Source organism: Streptomyces sp. MZ04 (assembly GCF_004684775.1).
GTDB lineage: Bacteria > Actinomycetota > Actinomycetes > Streptomycetales > Streptomycetaceae > Streptomyces.
In genome coordinates this window covers 1-17,471 of sequence record NZ_SRIC01000178.1, presented here as the reverse complement: position 1 = coordinate 17,471, position 17,471 = coordinate 1, and the positions used below count along the sequence as shown (strand labels likewise).

Genomic DNA, 17,471 nt, shown 5'->3' with positions numbered 1-17,471 from the left:
GAGTAGCCCCCATGCCCCTCCACCGCCTCAACCCCGCCGAACTCTCCCCACCCACCGGCTTCTCCCACGCCGTCACCGCCACCGGCAGCCGCCTCGTCTTCCTGGCAGGCCAGACCTCCCTCGGCGCCGACGGCAAGATCGTCGGCGCCACCCTCCCCGAACAGTTCGAGCAGGCCCTCGCCAACCTCCTCACGGCCCTGCGCCACGCGGGCGGCACCCCCGCCGACCTCGCCCGCGTCACCGTCTACGCCACGGACGTCGCCGACTACCGCGCCCAGGCAGGCGAGTTGGGCCGCATCTGGCGCAGGCTCGCGGGCCGCGACTACCCCGCCATGGCGGTCATCGGCGCCGTCCGGCTCTGGGACGAGGAGTGCAGGGTGGAGCTGGAGGGGGTGGCGGTCCTGGACTGAGCGGGGCGTGCGTCACTTCGACGTCGGAGAGGGGAACGAGACCGTCGTGAACGCCGCCTTGTCCCGCCCCGACGTACCCTCCGTGATCCACCAGTGCGTCGGCTGCTCGCCGTACAGGCCGAAGACCACACCTGCGCCCCAGTCCAGGATCAGCTCCTCCTTGCCGTCGGCATCGAAGTCCGCGGCGGCGTACGGGCGCGCGTGCCGCCACCGCGCCGGGGTCTTCTTGCCCTTCACCCGGGCGGGCCCTTCCCTGAGCACCTCGGTGCGGTCCTGCTCGCCGTCGATCAGGAGCGCGCCGTCGTCCGTGGCGACGAGCACACCGTCCCTGCCGTCGCCGTCCGGGTCCGCGGACGTGTAACCGCCGGGCCCGAAGTCGGAGTTGCGGCTCTTCGGGATCTTGTACGTGATCGGGTCACCGCCCTTGCCGGGGTAGACCGCGAGCGAGGCGATCACCTCGGGTTCCTCCCCCGTGTCCGGCTCGTCGTTGCGGCTTCCGTCGTCGCCGATGGCCAGATCGCGGACGCCGTCACCGTCGTAGTCGCCGAACGCCGCCGCGTTGCCCTCGCGCAGTTCGACGGAGGTGCGGGAGAGCCCGCTTCCGGCGGCCGCCGGATAGAGGATCCCGCCCGTCTGCTCGCCGTCGTCGCCCTCATGGACGAGGAGGCCGGTCGCGCGCGGCTTGCCCGACGGGGCGATGTCGTCCGCGGCGAGCCAACCCCCCCCTGCCGGGACGGGAGTCGGAGCGGGCCGGGGCGCCGGAGCGGGTGAACGGGCCGTACAGCAGGGTCACCGACCCGTTCTGCTGGAGCGCCGCGATGTCGTGGTGCCCGTCCCCGTCGAAGTCGCCCCGCACCGGACGGGAGAGACCGCTGCCCCAGAGACCGCCCGGCACCTTGATCCGGGTCGCCTCCGCATCGGCCTTCGGCCCGTTCGGGCCGCCCCAGTCCACGGTCGGCTGCTCCTGCCGTGCGGTCGCGGCGGGGTCGTCGGACACTTCGTCCGGCACGTCCTCGGTGGCCGTGGAGACGAAGTCGGGATAGCCGTCACCGTCCAGGTCGGCGGTGGTGACGGTGCCGGCGGCGTAGCGGTACACGGCGTGCGTCGACGGGTCGAGCCCCTTGGCGGAGCCGAAGACGACGCCGGTCCACACATCTTCGTTCTTGTTGCCGGAGGGCGCCGGAAGGAGCAGATCGCGGTGTCCGTCCCCGTTGATGTCGTCCGGGTCCTTGGAGCCCTTGCCGCCGGAGGGCGGCGGACCGCCCGCGGACGGAGTCGACACGGGGTTGCCCTCGCGGGACGGCGACGACGACTTGTCCGCCGTCGCCGACCCGTCGCCGCACCCCGCCGTGAAGAGGGCGAGTGCGGCGCATACGACGAGGGTGCGGGTGCCGGGGATGGTGACGCGTTCTGCCATGCGCCCACCCCAACACCGCGCCCTCGCTTGCTCCAGGTGTGGCTGCCGATCGTTGCCCAGTCGTAGCGGGCAACGATCAGAGAGCCCCGCCCCTAGATGTCCCGGAACGTCTCGATCTGCGCGCCCACGGAGTTGAGGCGCTCGGCCAGCTCCTCGTACCCGCGATTGATCACGTACACATTGCGGAGCACGGACGTGCCCTCGGCGGCCATCATCGCGAGGAGCACGACCACGGCGGGCCGCAGCGCGGGCGGGCACATCATCTCGGCGGCGCGCCAGCGGGTCGGGCCCTCCACCAACACGCGGTGCGGGTCGAGGAGTTGGAGGCGCCCGCCGAGGCGGTTCAGATCCGTCAGATAGATCGCGCGGTTGTCGTAGACCCAGTCGTGGATCAGCGTCTTGCCCTGCGCCGCCGCCGCGATGGCCGCGAAGAAGGGGACGTTGTCGATGTTGAGGCCGGGGAACGGCATCGGGTGGATCTTGTCGATCGGCGCCTCCAGCTTGGAGGGGCGGACCGTGAGGTCGATCAGGCGCGTACGGCCGTTGTCGGCGAAGTACTCCGCCGTGCGGTCGTGGTCGAGCCCCATCTCCTCCAGGACCGCGAGCTCGATCTCCAGGAACTCGATCGGGACGCGGTTGACGGTCAGTTCGGACTCCGTGACGACCGCGGCGGCGAGCAGGCTCATCGCCTCGACCGGGTCCTCGGAGGGGGAGTAGTCGACGTCGACGTCGATGGTCGGCACGCCGTGCACGGTGAGGGTCGTGGTGCCGATGCCCTCGACCTTCACGCCGAGCGCCTCCAGGAAGAAGCACAGGTCCTGGACCATGTAGTTCGACGAGGCGTTGCGGATGACGGTCGTGCCGGCGCTGCGTGCCGCGGCGAGCAGCGCGTTCTCGGTCACGGTGTCGCCGCGCTCGGTCAGCACGATCGGGCGGTCGGGGGTGACGTCGCGCGCGACCTGCGCGTGGTAGAGCCCCTCGGTCGCCGCGACGTCGAGCCCGAAGCGGCGCAGCGCGATCATGTGCGGCTCGATCGTGCGGGTGCCGAGGTCGCAACCGCCCGCGTACGGCAGCTTGAAGTGGTCCATGCGGTGAAGCAGCGGACCCAGGAACATGATGATCGAGCGGGTCCGGATCGCGGCCTCGGCGTCGATCGCCTCCATGTCGAGCTGCGTGGGCGGCACGAGCTCCAGGTCGACGCCTTCGTTGATCCAGCGGGTGCGTACGCCGATGGAGCCGAGCACCTCGAGCAGGCGGTAGACCTCCTCGATGCGGGCGACCCGGCGAAGGACCGTGCGCCCCTTGTTGAGCAGGGAGGCGCAGAGCAGCGCCACGCAGGCGTTCTTGCTCGTCTTGACGTCGATGGAGCCGGAGAGCCGGCGTCCGCCGACCACGCGCAGGTGCATCGGTCCCGCGTACCCGAGCGACACGATTTCGCTGTCGAGCGCCTCGCCGATCCGGGCGATCATCTCAAGGCTGATGTTCTGGTTGCCCCGCTCGATGCGGTTCACGGCGCTCTGACTTGTGCTCAGCGCCTCGGCAAGCTGCGACTGTGTCCAGCCCCGGTGCTGCCGGGCGTCACGGATGAGCTTGCCGATGCGTACGAGGTAATCGTCTGCCATGCGGGAAGGCTATCTCAGATATGAGATGGCGCACGCGTTACGGTAGGCCATACGGGAAACGGCTGATTGGGTACGGAAGTTCCCCTTCTCGCACGCCCTTCATACGGCGTCCCCGTATGGCCCAGTACTACGCCTTTTCCGGTACACGTCAGCCGCAGCCGCACGAACTGTGCCGCCCGCCGTGCACCGCGGCCTGCGCGTCGGGCCTGGGACCCGCCGCCGCCCGCGTCACCCGGGCGGCGGCAGCGCGCCCGGCCGACGAATCGGCATCGTGCACCACTGTGCCCCCGGTCAAGGTCAGGCGCACCTCGGCAGAGCTGATATCGGCCACCGGACACCGCGTCACATCCCGGTCGAGCAGCACCAGATCGGCCGACTTGCCCCGCTCGACGGTTCCGGTGAGGTGGTCCATGCGGAGTTGACGCGCGGCGCCGAGCGTATGCATCAGCAGGGACGACGTACGGCTGATGCCTTCCTGCTCGCGGTAGAGGTCGCCGTCGCCCTCGCCCTCGGCGCCGTACCGGTCGACCGCCGTCCGCACCTGGTTCCACACCTGGAGCGGATCGACCGGCCAGTCCGAGCCGCCGGCGAGCAGCGCTCCGTGCCGCTCGAGGCTGCGCGCCGGGTACTGCCAACGGTGGCGCTCGGCACCGATGTAGGGCAGGAGCGCCTCCATGGTCCAGGTGCTCGGCGATGCCCACTGCAGCTGCATGCAGGGGATGACGCCGAGCCGGGCGAAGCGGGGCAGGTCGGCGGGGTCGACGACCTGGAGGTGGGCGGTGGTGTTGCGGACGTCACGGATCCCTGTCTCGCGCAGGGCGTACGCGTATCCGTCGAGGGAGGTGCGCACGGCACGGTCGCCGATGGCGTGCGCGTGCATCTGCCAGCCGTCCTTGTTGAAGGCGGCGGTCAGCCGGCCGTAGTCGGCGCCGGACACATACAGTTCACCGCGGTTGTCGGTCGGCTTCCCGTCCTTGTCCGTATAGGGCTCGAGCATCGCGGCCGTCTGCGCCGGGTACTCGATGACCCCGTCGAGGAACACCTTGACCGTGCCGAACCGCAGTCCGCGTACGCCGTCGAAGTCGTCCCGCAGCCCCCGCGCGAAGGCCAGGGCCGCCGCCGGGTCCTTGGCCAGGTCCGAGTCGATCCGCAGTGCGGGGACGATGCGCTGCGGCAACGCGCCGCGTTCGGAGAGCGCCTGATAGAGGCTCAGCTCGTTCTCGCCGACGACCGCTTCCATGAAGGTGGTGATCCCGGACGCGGCGGCCTCGGCGAAGGTCTTCTTCGCGGCGGCGATGAGCTGCTCGCGGTCGGGCGCGGGGATGTGCCGGGTCACCAGGGGCTGCGCGTCGTCCTTGAGCACGCCGCTGGGCTTGCCGTCCTTGTCCTTGACGATCTTTCCGCCGGGCGGCTCCGGCGTCGCGGCGGTGATCCCCGCGATGTCGAGGGCCCGCTGGTTGACCCAGACGTTGTGCCCGTCGCCGCCGACCAGGGCGATGGGCCGCCGGGTCGGCAGGGCGTCGAGCATCGAGTGGTGCGGCGAGGTGCCGTGCGGCAGCAGGCCCACCGGATTCCAGTCCTCCACCACGAGCCACCCGTCCGGCTCCTGATCGGCGGAGTCCTTCAGGAACCCGGTGAGGGTCTTCTGCAACTCCTCGACGGTCTGCTCGGCTCCGGCGACTGAGGGCTTCAGGGAGCGGTCGGCGGCGCCCGTCGGGTGCGCGTGCCCGTCGTGGATCCCGCTCATGAGAGTGCCGCCACGCCCGTCCACCACCTGGGTGTCACGCCCGATGAACCGCTTGAGCGCGGCATCGCTCGCGACGGCGAGAATCCGCCCGTCCCGCCCGACGGCGACGGCCTGCGCGCGGGCGTGCCCCCGGGTGCCGCTGAACACACGGGAGTTGTGCACGACGAGCGCGGCGGAGCGGCGGGGTGCGGCCGGCGCGGCGGCCGCGGGGGTCGCACCCACGGCGGCGAGCAGCCCGGCGGCTCCGGCGGAGGCGAGCAGCCCGCGCCGGGAGAGGGGAGAGAACTGCGGAGACGTCATAGGGCACTCCGGGGTGATCGGCTGGGTCGGCGGGACAGAGACTCCGCGAGTAACGCGTTAACCAGAACCCGCTCCCCACGACGGATTCCGTAGGATCCCCGGCGTGCACAGGCCAACCCTCGCCGACATAGCCCGCGCAGCCGAGGTATCGACTGCGACGGTCTCGCACGCCCTGAACGGCACGGGACGCCTGAGCGAGTCCACCCGCCGCCGGGTACGGCAGACCGCCACGGCCCTCGGCTACGGCGGCGGGGCCACCCGCACGCGGACCATCGGCATAGCCGTCACCACGTACCGAAAAGCCTGGAACTACACCGAAGTCGCCTACTTCTCCCGGGCCGTCGCGGCGGCGACCACCGCGGCCCACGCCCGCGGCTACGCCCTCACCACCCTCCCGGCGGACCGCGTCACGGAGGACACCTGGCACAGCATCGCCGTCGACGGAATGCTCGTGATGGACAGCACCCCGGGCGACCCCATGGTCCGCGCCCTGCGCGCCCGCGGCATCCCGCTCGTCTTCGACGGCGCCCCCGGCGACCCGCACCCCACGGACCGCTGGGTCGACAACGACCACGTGGCCACCACCATCGAGGTCCTCGACCACCTCACGGCGGCGGGCGCCCGCCGTATCGCCCTGCAGTCCGGCAGCGGCGGTGAGCACTACGCGCGCGTGGTGACCGAGACGTACGAGGCATGGTGCGCGCGGCGCTCACTGCCCCCGCTGGTGGTCCCCTTCGATGAGTACGACGATGAAGGTCATGCCTTCGACGAGGTGCTCGGACGGATCGACGCCGTCCATGCCGTCTACGACCCCGGCGGCCGCCAGCTCCTCGCCGCGGCGGCCCGGCACGGCCTGCGTGTCCCGGACGATCTGCTGCTCGTGTGCGCGAGCGAGGATCCGGGGTACGCGGAGACCGAGCCGCCCGTCACGACGGTGACCCTCGACCCGGAACGCACGGCGCGCACGGCCGTGTCCCTCCTCGTCGACCTGATCGAAGGAGGGCGGGCCGAAGGAGGGCGGGCCGGAGAAGGAGGGCAGGCCGATGCGCCCGGCCAGGTGCTTGTCCCGGCCGGTCTGATACCCCGCGCCTCGTCGCGGCGCAGGGTGATGTACTAGAGTTATCTCGACATCGAGATATCTGCCGAGGCGCACCGCAAGCCGCCCCCCCGGTAAGGGTTACCTAACTAAGCCTTACCTTAGCGGATCGACGAGGAGTCGTGGCGGCAGGATGTGATTCAACGCGCACATATATGAAGGAGACTGTCGTGTCGGCGAACAGCTTCGACGCCCGCAGCACGCTGCGCGTGGGCGACGAGTCGTACGAGATCTTCAAGCTGGACAAGGTCGAGGGCTCCGCGCGCCTCCCTTACAGCCTGAAGGTGCTGCTGGAAAACCTGCTCCGCACCGAGGACGGCGCGAACATCACCGCCGACCACATCCGCGCGCTCGGCAACTGGGACTCCCAGGCGCAGCCGTCGCAGGAGATCCAGTTCACGCCGGCTCGCGTGATCATGCAGGACTTCACCGGCGTGCCCTGCGTCGTGGACCTCGCCACCATGCGTGAGGCCGTCAAGGAGCTCGGCGGTGACGCGGACAAGATCAACCCGCTCGCCCCGGCCGAGCTGGTCATCGACCACTCCGTGATCGCCGACAAGTTCGGCACGGCGGACGCCTTCGGCCAGAACGTCGAGCTGGAGTACGGCCGCAACAAGGAGCGCTACCAGTTCCTGCGCTGGGGCCAGACCGCCTTCGACGAGTTCAAGGTCGTCCCCCCGGGCACCGGCATCGTCCACCAGGTCAACATCGAGAAGCTGGCCCGTACGGTCATGGTCCGTAACGGCCAGGCCTACCCCGACACCCTGGTCGGCACCGACTCGCACACCACGATGGTCAACGGCCTGGGCGTCCTGGGCTGGGGCGTCGGCGGCATCGAGGCCGAGGCCGCGATGCTGGGCCAGCCGGTCTCCATGCTCATCCCGCGCGTCGTCGGCTTCAAGCTGACCGGCGAGCTGCCGGCCGGCACCACCGCCACCGACCTCGTCCTCACGATCACCGAGATGCTGCGCAAGCACGGCGTCGTCGGCAAGTTCGTCGAGTTCTACGGCGAGGGTGTGGCGGCCACGAGCCTCGCCAACCGCGCCACCATCGGCAACATGTCGCCGGAGTTCGGCTCCACCGCCGCGATCTTCCCGATCGACGACGAGACGCTGAAGTACCTGCGCCTGACCGGCCGCGACGAGCAGCAGGTCGCGCTCGTCGAGTCGTACGCCAAGGAGCAGGGCCTCTGGCTGGACCCGGCCGCCGAGCCCGACTTCTCCGAGAAGCTGGAGCTCGACCTCTCCACGGTCGTTCCGTCGATCGCCGGTCCGAAGCGTCCGCAGGACCGCATCGTCCTCGCCAACGCCGCCCAGCAGTTCGCGGTCGACGTACGCAACTACGTCGCGGACGACGACGAGGCGGGCAAGGAGTCCTTCCCGGCCTCCGACGCCCCGGCGAACCACCCCAACGGCGCCCCGTCGAAGCCGGTCACCGTCACGGCCCCCGACGGTTCGACGTACGAGATCGACCACGGCGCCGTGACCGTCGCCGCGATCACCTCCTGCACCAACACCTCGAACCCGTACGTGATGGTCGCCGCCGCGCTCGTCGCGAAGAAGGCCGTCGAGAAGGGCCTGACCCGCAAGCCGTGGGTCAAGACCACGCTGGCGCCCGGCTCGAAGGTCGTCACCGACTACTTCGACAAGGCGGGGCTCACCCCCTACCTCGACAAGGTCGGCTTCAACCTCGTCGGCTACGGCTGCACCACCTGCATCGGCAACTCGGGCCCGCTGCCCGAGGAGGTCTCGAAGGCCGTCAACGACCACGACCTGGCCGTGACGTCCGTCCTCTCCGGCAACCGGAACTTCGAGGGCCGCATCAACCCCGACGTCAAGATGAACTACCTGGCGTCCCCGCCGCTGGTCGTCGCGTACGCCATCGCGGGTTCGATGAAGGTGGACATCACCAAGGACGCGCTCGGTGTCGACCAGGACGGCAAGCCCGTCTTCCTGAAGGACATCTGGCCGTCCGAGGCCGAGGTGAACGACGTCGTCGCCAACTCCATCGGCGAGGACATGTTCAACAAGTCCTACCAGGACGTCTTCGCGGGCGACGCCCAGTGGCAGTCCCTGTCGATCCCGACCGGCAACACCTTCGAGTGGGACCCGCAGTCGACGTACGTCCGCAAGCCCCCTTACTTCGAGGGCATGACGATGGAGACCACCCCGGTCTCCGACATCACGGGCGCCCGGGTCCTCGCCAAGCTGGGCGACTCGGTGACGACGGACCACATCTCGCCCGCCGGTGCGATCAAGGCCGACACCCCGGCCGGCAAGTACCTCACGGAGCACGGCGTCGAGCGTCGCGACTTCAACTCCTACGGCTCGCGCCGTGGTAACCACGAGGTCATGATCCGCGGCACGTTCGCCAACATCCGCCTGCGCAACCAGATCGCGCCGGGCACCGAGGGCGGCTTCACCCGCGACTTCACGAAGGAAGACGCCCCCGTCTCCTTCATCTACGACGCCTCGCAGAACTACCAGGCGGCCGGCACCCCGCTCGCGATCCTCGCGGGCAAGGAGTACGGCTCCGGTTCGTCCCGTGACTGGGCCGCCAAGGGCACCGCGCTGCTCGGCGTCAAGGCCGTCATCGCCGAGTCGTACGAGCGCATCCACCGCTCGAACCTCATCGGCATGGGCGTCCTGCCGCTGCAGTTCCCGGAGGGTCGGACCGCCGAGAACCTCGGCCTGACCGGCGAGGAGACCTTCTCCTTCACCGGCGTGACCGAGCTGAACGATGGCTCTACGCCTCGGACGGTCAAGGTCACCACCGACACCGGGGTGGAGTTCGACGCGGTTGTCCGCATCGACACTCCCGGTGAGGCGGACTACTACCGCAACGGCGGCATCATGCAGTTTGTGCTGCGCTCGCTGATCCGGAAGTAGCCTTACGGCAGTTGAGGGCCGCACCCCCCGTTTCGCAGGGGGTGCGGCCCTCGTGCGTTGTCTGCGGCCAGCCGCCGTACGGCACGGTGATGATCTCCATGTAGTGACCCGCCGGGTCCAGGAAGTACATGCCGCGGCCGCCGTCGTTGGTGTTGAACTCGCCTGGCAGCTTCTGGTGCGGATCCGCCCAGTGCTCGATCCCGCGCCCGGAGATCTTCGCGTACGCCGCCTCGAACTCGTCCTCGGAGACGAGGAAGGCGTAGTGCTGCGGGGTGATCTTGTCCGCGGGGATGGCGGCGAAGTCAAGGGTGACTCCGTTGCTCAGTTCCACCGCGATGAACGGGCCCCATTCCGAAGTGATTTCGAGGCCCAGCAGGTCCGTGAAGAATTCAGCGGACTCCCGGTTGTCCCGGGCGTGGATGATCGTGTGGTTCAGCTCGACCGACAAGGAATGCCTCCAGAAGGCATCTCCTGACACCTCCATGCCTCACCCGGTCGGTGACCGGCACGCGATGTCGCCGTGGATCTTAGGCACGGCGACATCGCGCTGTCGAGCTACTTCCCGTGGGTCACTTCTCCTCCACGAGCACATCGCCGACGCCCGTGCCGCCGAAGCAGCGCGCGCTCGACGTGTCGGCCGCGCCCGGAGCCGGCGTCTTCCAGTCTCCGTACGCGTCCGGCCATACACCGCAGACCACATGGACGCGGAAGGACGTCTCGCCCCCGGTCGTGTTGGTGCAGTGGGCGTGACCCCAGTAGCCGTCGGTGTCCGTGGTGCAGTCGAGAACGCCGGCGGCCGCGGCCGGTTCCTGCTGTGCGGCCGCCGCGCCCGGCGCTACGGCGAACACCGGCAGCGCGGCGGCCGCCACTGCCGCGAGCTTGAGGGCGAGCCCGGTGAGGCGGCGAGGCTTGTTGTTCATGGGTTGGTCTCCTTCGGGATTTCCGTGGTGGTGCACCGGACGCGCACCACCCTCGGCACTGTTCTGATGTTTCCGAGCAGCCCTCTCGTCCCGCTCACTCGACGGTCACTCGACACTCACCCCCGGTGCTGCGATCATTACGCAACGTGACTGTGGTGAGGATCGCGGAGTTCGAGTACAGGCTTCTGGGCCCGCTTGAAGTGCTGCTCGACGGCAGGCCCGTGGCGCTGCGGGCGGCCAAACAACGGGCCCTTCTGGCGGCCCTCCTGGTGGACGCCAACAAGGTCGTTCCCGCCGACACCCTGATCGACCGACTGTGGGACGAGCCACCGGACGGCGCCCGCAACGCCCTGCAGAACTACGTGCTGCGGCTGCGACGCACCCTGAGCGGCGGAGTGATCCGCACCTGCGCGGGCGGCTATCTCATCGACGTACCCGACGAGGCCCTGGACCTGCACCGGTTCGATGCCCTGGTCGCCAGGGCACGGGCCGCAGCGGCGGCGCAGGCGGCCGAGCGGGCCTCGGCGCTCCTCGGCGAGGCGCTGGCGCTGTGGCGCGGGGAGCCGTTCGCGGACGTTCCGTCGGAGCGGCTGCGCCTGGAGGTCGCCCCCGCGCTGAACGAGCGCCGCCTCGGCGCCCTTGAGCTGCGCACCGACGCCGACTTCCAGCTCGGGCGGCACACGGACGTACTGCCGCGGCTACGTGAACTCACCGCCGCCCACCCGCTGCAGGAGCGCTTCTGGGCGCAGCGCATGCTGGCCCTCTACCGCTCGGGCCGGCAGGGCGAAGCCCTGGAGTGCTACCGGACCGTCAGCGCGCTGCTGCACGACGAGTTGGGCGTCGACCCGGGTCCTGAGCTGTGGCAACTCCACCAGCGGGTGCTCACCGCGGACCTCTCCCTGACGGCACCGGCGTCACCGGAGGGCCCACGGGCCCAGGGGAACCTGCCCGCCGAGACGACGACGTTCATCGGCAGGGAAAGCATGCTCCGCAGAACGCGGAAGCTCCTCGAGAGCGCCCGCCTCGTCACACTCACCGGCCCCGGCGGAGTCGGCAAGACGCGCCTCGCGCTGCGCGCGGCCGCCGAGGCCTCCTGGGCGTTCCCGCACGGGGCATGGCTCGCCGACCTGGCGCCGCTGACCGAGCCGCAGCTCCTCGACCGCGCGGTCGCCGAGGCGCTCGGCATCCCCGACCAGTCGCTGCGCCCCGGCACGCAGGTACTCGTCGAGCACCTGCGGGAACGCCAACTGCTGCTGGTCCTCGACAACTGCGAACACGTCGCCGAGGCGGCCGGTCACCTCTTGAGTACGTTGCTGACCGCGGCGCCGGGCCTGCGCGTACTGGCCACGAGCCGCCAGGGACTGCGCGTCCCGGGGGAGTACCTGCTGCCCGTACCGCCGCTGACCATCCCTCAGGACCGGGGCGCACCATCCACATTGACGGGCTGTGAGGCCGTGCGTCTCCTCGCCGACCGCGCCGAGGCCTGCGCCCCGCACTTCCGCATCACCGGACGCAACGAGGAAGCCGTGGGTCGCCTGTGCCGCCGCCTCGACGGCATTCCGCTGGCGATCGAGCTGGCGGCGGTGCGTCTGGGCACGCTCTCGGCCGAGGAGATCCTCGAACGTCTCGACGACCGGTTCCGGCTCCTCTCCGACACCGGGTCGCGCACCGGCCCCCGGCACCAGCGCACCCTGCGCGGCGTCGTCGACTGGAGCCACGACCTGTGCGACGAACGCGAAAGGAGCCTGTGGGCAGGGGTGTCGGTGTTCTCCGGCGGCTTCGACCTCGCGGCGGCCGAGGCGGTGTGCCCGGGCGAGGACACCACCCGCGAGGACATCGTGGACGTCCTCGCCGCGCTGGCACACAAGTCGGTGCTCACCGTCGACACGACCGGCCCACGCGCCCGGTACCGCATGCTGGAGACCCTGCGCCAGTACGGGCAGTCCAGGCTCCAGGAGCTCGGCCGGGACATCCCGTTGCGGCGGCGCCACTGCGCGTACTACGCGAGCATGGCGGCGCAGGCGGCGGAGCGATGGTGCGGGCCCGACGAGGTCGCCTGGCTGTCCCGGCTGCGCCTGGAGTCGCCGAACCTGCGCGCCGCCCTGGACTTCTGCGTCTCGGGAGAGGGTGACGCCACGGCCGCCCTCGCGATCGCCGCCAGCCTCACCCGCACCCGCTACTGGTTCTTCAGCAGCTCGCTCGGGGAAGGCCGCCACTGGCTGACCCGCGCGCTGGACCTCACCCCTGAGGCGCCCGCCCCGCTGCGAGTCGGCTGCCTGGCACTCACGGCTTGGATCGCACTGTGCCAGGGGGACCAAACGGCCGCCGAGGGCTTCCTGGCAGATGCCGTGCGGCTCGGAAGCGAAATCAGCACGGACGTCGAGGCGCTGGGCGTGCTCTCCTACATGGAGGGCGTCTTCGCCTTCCTCATCCACGCGGACGCACGGGCCATCGCGCTCCTGGCACGGGCCAGGGAGCGTTTCCGGGCCGGCGGCCAGGTGGGCGATGCCCATATGGCCACCATGCTCTGGTCCATGGCGGCGTCCTTCCTCGGTGAGCGGGAGCCCGCGTTGGCGGCCGGGCGTGAGTACGTGACCGAGGCCGACGCCCATGGCGCGGGCTGGGCGCATTCCTGGGGGCTGTGGGGCATGGCGCTGGCGGAGCTCCGGCACGGCGACCCGCACCGGGCGGCGGCGCTGTTCCGTGACTCCTTGCGCCGGCAGCGGGCCATCGGCGACCGCTGGGGCACCGTATGGGGCGTGGAGGCCCTGGCCTGGGCTGTTGCCGCCACTGGGGACCACGGCCGGGCCGCCCGCCTGATGGGGGCGGCGGACCGGCTCCTGCGAATGACCGGCGTCGCACTGACGGGCCTGCGACCGCTCCACGACGCCCATGTCGAGGCCGAGCGCCTGGTGCGCCGCACCCTGGGCGAGCGGGCCTACGCGGCGGCCTTCGCGGAAGGAGCGGGGACGCGGGATCCGTTGCGGCTGGCGCTGGGCGGGACGGCGTGAGCAAGGAAGGGCCGTGCGGCGCCGGCGAATACCGGCACCGCACGGCCCTCCCGAAGATCCTGCCGGATCAGCTCAACAGCTCCACCTCCGCGAGCGTCGCCGACCCGTCGAGGACGAGCCGGTAGCGCTGGTACTCGCCCGCGTCGTCCACGCTGAACGCCCGCGTCTGCTTGTCCCAGGCGAAGGACTCGCCGGACCGCTTGTCCAACTGGTCCCACGTCTCACCGTCGTTGGACCCTTCGAGGACCCAGCCGCGCGGCGCCTTCGCCTTGTCGGACGACGAGGTCAGCGTGTACTGCACGGCCTTGGTGGCCTTGCCGACCGGAAGTTCCACCGAGGCCGAAGTTGCGTCTGTGGCCGAGGTGTTGTCGAAGAGCGCGCCGTCACCCTTGATGGCGTCACCGCGCGGCGACGGCACCTTGTCGTCCTGGGTGATGGACGTCGGCTGGGCGTCCTTGCCCGTGCCCCATGCCGACGGCTTCGGGCCCATGTCGAACTCCAGGACACCGCCGCGCGCGATTTCCTTGTGCGGCAGGGCAGTTGAGGTCCACTTCTTGCCGTTGACCTTCAGGCCCTGCACGTACACGTTCTTCGCGCTGTTCTTCGGAGCCTTGACGACCAGATCGCGGCCGCCGTCCAGGTGCACGGTCATCTTGGTGAACTGGGGCGACCCGATGGCGTATTCACCGCTGCCCATGACCAGCGGATAGAAGCCGAGCGAGGAGAACAGATACCAGGCCGACTGCTCGCCGTTGTCCTCGTCGCCGTGGTAGCCCTGCCCGATCTCGCTGCCCGTGTAGAGGCGGGAGAGGACCTCGCGGACCTTCTCCTGCGTCTTGGACGGTTCACCGGCGGCGTCGTACATGTAGGCGGCGTGGTGGGCGACTTGGTTGGAGTGCCCGTACATGCCCATGCGTACGTCGCGGGCCTCGGTCATCTCATGGATGACGCCTCCATACGAACCGGCGAACTCGGCGGAGCCGGTCTCCGGAGTGGCGAAGTACGTGTCGAGCTTGTCGCCCAGGCCCTTGCGACCGCCGTAGAGATTCGCCAGACCGCGCGAGTCCTGCGGGGCGGTGAAGGCGTAACCCCAGGCGTTCGTCTCCGTGTAGTCGTAACCCCACACGCGCGGGTCGAACTTTTCCGAAGGGACGCGCCAATCACCCTTCGTGTCCTTGCCCTGGAAGAAGCCCGGGGCGGAGCCTCCTCCCGCCGCCTTGTCGTCGAAGAGCTTCACGTAATCCCGGGCACGGTTGAGGAAGTACTCGGACTCCTCCTTGTAGTGCTTCTTGCCCGTCTTCTTGAAGAGGGCGTCGCCCATGCGCGAGATGCCGTAGTCGTTCAGGTAGCCCTCGAGTGCCCAGGACAGGCCCTCGTGGGTCTCGCTCGGGGTGTAGCCGAGGAAGGGCGAGGTCTCCATGCCCTTGCGGCCGACGCCCGAACTCGGCGGCACCACCGTCGCGTTCTTCAGGGCGGCGTCGTACGCGTCCTCGGCGTCGAAGTCGACACCCTTGACGTACGCGTCGGCGAACGCGACGTCCGACGACGTGCCCGTCATCAGGTCGGCGTAGCCGGGCGACGACCAACGGGACGTCCAGCCACCGTCCTTGTACTGCTGCACGAAGCCGTCGACCAGTTCACCCGCCTTCTTGGGGGTGAGGAGCGAGTAGGCGGGCCAGGTCGTGCGATAGGTGTCCCAGAAGCCGTTGTTGACGTACGGCTTCCCGTCGACGATCTTCGCGCCGGTGTGGGTCGGAGTGTCCGGGCCGGTCTGCGGCGAGAAGGGGGACGCGTACTGATACTTCGAACCGACCTTCTCGAAGCCGGAGTTGGGGTAGAGGTACAGCCGGTAGAGGCTGGAGTACAGCGAGGTGCGCTGGCCTTCGCTCGCGCCCTCCACCTCCACCTTGCCGAGGATGTCGTCCCACTGTTTCTGGGCGCCGTCCTTGACGTGGTCGAACGACGTCCCGGACGGGATCTCCCGGTCGAGGTTGGCCTTGGCCTGGTCGAGGCTGATGAGGGAGGTCGCAAGGCGCAGATCGACGGTGCGGTCCTTGCCCGGCTTGAAGCGCAGATAGCCGGTGACGTCACCGCCACCACCGCCTTCGAGCTTGCCGCCCGCGGTCACGGGCGAGTCGAAGGTGCCGTAGACGAACAGGCGCGTGGCGCCTGTCGAAAGCCCGGACTTGACGTCCGAGAAGCCGCTGACGACCCCGTTCTCCTGGTCCAGGGTCAGTCCGCCCTTCTCCGAGACGTTGTCGAAGATGACACTCGCGTCGTCACCGGGATAGGTGAACTTCATCATCGCCGCGTGATCGGTCGGCGCCATCTCGGCCTTCAGACCGTTCTCGAAGGTCACGCCGTAGTAGTGCGGGCGCGCCGTCTCCTTCTCGTGCCTGAAGGGCAGCGCCCGCTTGGTCCGCGATGCGCTCGGGGTGTCCTTGTCGACCGACGGCATCATCTGGAAGGTCTGCCGGTCGCCCATCCAGGGGCTCGGCTCATGGCTGGCGCTGAACGCCTGAATGGTCGGGAGATTGTCCCCGTTGTTCCCACGCGCGTAGTCGTAGAGCCAGCTCAGGGAGCCCGCGTTGGTCACCGGCGTCCAGAAGTTGAAGCCGTGCGGGACGGCCGTCGCCGGGAAGGTGTTGCCGCGCGAGAAGCCGCCGCTGGAGTTGGTGCCGCGGGTGGTGGAGGCGTAGTCGGAGGGATGGGCCTTCGGCTTCGCCGGTGCCTTCTCCTTCAGCGATACGTCGTCCACCCAGCCGCGGAACTTGGCAGGCCCCTTGGGGGAGTCGTACGCGACGAGCACCCGGTCGACGGTCTTACCGCCCGCGACCTGCCCGATCCGCGCGACCACGTTGTTCCACTGGTTGACGTAGAGCCCCTTCGCGGCACCCTGGCCCTGCGGGCTCAGCGGGAAGCCGTGCTGGTCCATGGCCTTGAGGTCACTCAGATAGGTGCCATCGGTGAAGGCCAGGTCCAGGGACACGTTCGTGGCGTCGTAGTCGAGGTCGCCCTCGGCCATGGACGGGAAGACGCGGTACGACAGCTCGGTGTCACGCCGCACGGAGACGTTGACATCGAAGACCTTGTTGTACGAGTAGCCGCGGGCGTCCGCCTTGTGGGTGCCGGCGTAGCGCAGCGCGCGCTTGCCGGTGAATCCGGCGCCCGACTTGGCGGTCGGCGAACCGCTGGGGCCCCGGTCGACTAGGGAGAGCATGTCCTCGGGCGGCGGGGCTTCGGAACCGCCCACGGAGAGCTGCACGTCGGAGAGCTGGAGGGCGTCGGAGGCGCCGTTGTCGGCGGTGATGTCGAGGCGGTAGTGGGAGTAGGCGGTGGCGTTGTCGAAGTCGTATTTCTTCGTCTGATGCCGCTGCGGGAACGACTCGCCCTTGCGGGTGTCGAGGTCCTTCCAGGTCTTGCCGTCGGTGGAGCCCTGCAGGGTCCAGTCCTTCGGGTCGCGCTCGGAGTGATCGTTCGCCGAGGTCAGCGCGTACGTCACGACCTTCGCGGGCTCGTCCAGGTCGAACTCGGCCCAGCCGGTGGGTGCGAACGTCAGCCATTTGCTGGTGGGTTCGCCGTCGACGAGGTTCTCCTTGACCTCGCCGCTGCCGGCGTTCTCACCGCTGGCGCGGACCTCGGTGACGTGGTCGTTCACACTTCCGGGGATGCCTGAGCTGAACGCGCCGTTGACACCGGAGGTGCGCTTCTTGCCGTCGGGGCCCGTCTCCACGGTGTTCAGCCAGTCGGGCTGGGCGTCACTCTCCTCGAAGGACGAGACGAACTCCCTGGCGGCCTTGGGGGGTTCCTCCGGCTTGGCGATGGCTGCGCCTTGCGCTGTGGCGACGAGCGAGAAGGCGGTGGCGCCGAGGAGCGCGGCTGAACGGGGCCTGAGGCCAAGACGGTGCCGGTGACCTGGACGGTGTCTGTGCCGAGGTCTGTGTCCCATCCTCGAAATCCCTCCCTGCGAGTACGACAACGTTGTCAATTCACTGCGCAAGGTCCAGTAGGGCGTCAAGTGGGCGGTGGTGTCAAGGCTGTTGGAGGGGTTGGTGGGGAG

At 69.7% G+C, this 17,471-nt stretch carries 10 protein-coding genes and 1 pseudogene; 4 read left to right on the top strand and 7 right to left on the bottom strand.

The window, feature by feature from the left end:
- The first annotated feature begins 11 nt into the window (after positions 1-11).
- Positions 12-410, top strand: coding sequence for a RidA family protein (locus E2651_RS29040; RefSeq protein WP_135334210.1), 399 nt, complete (start codon positions 12-14; stop codon positions 408-410).
- A 12-nt stretch (positions 411-422) separates the two neighbouring features.
- Here the strand turns inward: E2651_RS29040 and E2651_RS45550 are convergent, their stop codons facing one another.
- The 4 genes from E2651_RS45550 to E2651_RS29025 form a co-directional block, all read right to left on the bottom strand.
- Entirely contained in the window at positions 423-866 is a 444-nt protein-coding gene (locus tag E2651_RS45550; protein WP_245239316.1) for a hypothetical protein, read from the bottom strand.
- Positions 867-1,062: 196 nt separating this feature from the next.
- On the bottom strand, positions 1,063-1,827 hold the full coding sequence (locus E2651_RS45545; protein WP_245239315.1) for a VCBS repeat-containing protein: 765 nt from the start codon (positions 1,825-1,827) through the stop codon (positions 1,063-1,065).
- Positions 1,828-1,919: 92 nt separating this feature from the next.
- Positions 1,920-3,449 (bottom strand): UDP-N-acetylglucosamine 1-carboxyvinyltransferase, encoded by a 1,530-nt coding sequence (locus E2651_RS29030; RefSeq protein WP_135334209.1) that lies wholly within the window; start codon positions 3,447-3,449, stop codon positions 1,920-1,922.
- 148 nt (positions 3,450-3,597) lie between these two features.
- Positions 3,598-5,496 carry an amidohydrolase gene (locus E2651_RS29025; RefSeq protein ID WP_135334208.1) on the bottom strand — a complete coding sequence of 633 codons (1,899 nt, stop codon included), beginning with the start codon at positions 5,494-5,496 and terminating at the stop codon, positions 3,598-3,600.
- Between the two features lie 103 nt (positions 5,497-5,599).
- On the opposite strand from E2651_RS29025, the gene E2651_RS29020 reads away from it, so the two are divergent.
- Together E2651_RS29020 and acnA are read left to right on the top strand one after the other, a co-directional pair.
- The gene (locus E2651_RS29020) at positions 5,600-6,613 is read left to right on the top strand and encodes a LacI family DNA-binding transcriptional regulator (RefSeq protein ID WP_245239314.1); all 1,014 of its coding nucleotides are present in this window, start codon (positions 5,600-5,602) and stop codon (positions 6,611-6,613) included.
- Between the two features lie 149 nt (positions 6,614-6,762).
- Positions 6,763-9,480, top strand: a complete 2,718-nt coding sequence (gene acnA / locus E2651_RS29015) for an aconitate hydratase AcnA (RefSeq protein ID WP_135334207.1) — start codon at positions 6,763-6,765, stop codon at positions 9,478-9,480.
- 67 nt (positions 9,481-9,547) lie between these two features.
- On the opposite strand, the pseudogene E2651_RS29010 reads toward acnA, so the two are convergent.
- A pseudogene (locus tag E2651_RS29010) lies at positions 9,548-9,928 on the bottom strand (VOC family protein); the annotation flags it as partial.
- 121 nt (positions 9,929-10,049) lie between these two features.
- On the bottom strand, positions 10,050-10,400 hold the full coding sequence (locus tag E2651_RS29005) for a hypothetical protein (protein ID WP_135334205.1): 351 nt from the start codon (positions 10,398-10,400) through the stop codon (positions 10,050-10,052).
- Between the two features lie 146 nt (positions 10,401-10,546).
- Here E2651_RS29005 and E2651_RS29000 point away from each other — a divergent pair, with 146 nt between their 5' ends.
- Positions 10,547-13,411 (top strand): BTAD domain-containing putative transcriptional regulator, encoded by a 2,865-nt coding sequence (locus E2651_RS29000; protein ID WP_209446272.1) that lies wholly within the window; start codon positions 10,547-10,549, stop codon positions 13,409-13,411.
- A gap of 67 nt (positions 13,412-13,478) precedes the next feature.
- Here the strand turns inward: E2651_RS29000 and E2651_RS28995 are convergent, their stop codons facing one another.
- Positions 13,479-17,360 (bottom strand): GH92 family glycosyl hydrolase, encoded by a 3,882-nt coding sequence (locus E2651_RS28995; protein WP_135334204.1) that lies wholly within the window; start codon positions 17,358-17,360, stop codon positions 13,479-13,481.
- Between the last annotated feature and the right edge of the window lie 111 nt (positions 17,361-17,471).

Excerpts from the sequence above, each read along its gene's own strand:
- E2651_RS29040 (WP_135334210.1), top strand. The coding sequence starts at position 12 with ATGCCCCTCCACCGCCTCAACCCCGCCGAACTCTCCCCACCCACCGGC.
- E2651_RS29005 (WP_135334205.1), bottom strand. The coding sequence starts at position 10,400 with ATGAACAACAAGCCTCGCCGCCTCACCGGGCTCGCCCTCAAGCTCGCG.
- E2651_RS28995 (WP_135334204.1), bottom strand. The coding sequence starts at position 17,360 with ATGGGACACAGACCTCGGCACAGACACCGTCCAGGTCACCGGCACCGT.
- E2651_RS45545 (WP_245239315.1), bottom strand. The coding sequence starts at position 1,827 with ATGGCAGAACGCGTCACCATCCCCGGCACCCGCACCCTCGTCGTATGC.
- E2651_RS29030 (WP_135334209.1), bottom strand. The coding sequence starts at position 3,449 with ATGGCAGACGATTACCTCGTACGCATCGGCAAGCTCATCCGTGACGCC.
- E2651_RS29025 (WP_135334208.1), bottom strand. The coding sequence starts at position 5,496 with ATGACGTCTCCGCAGTTCTCTCCCCTCTCCCGGCGCGGGCTGCTCGCC.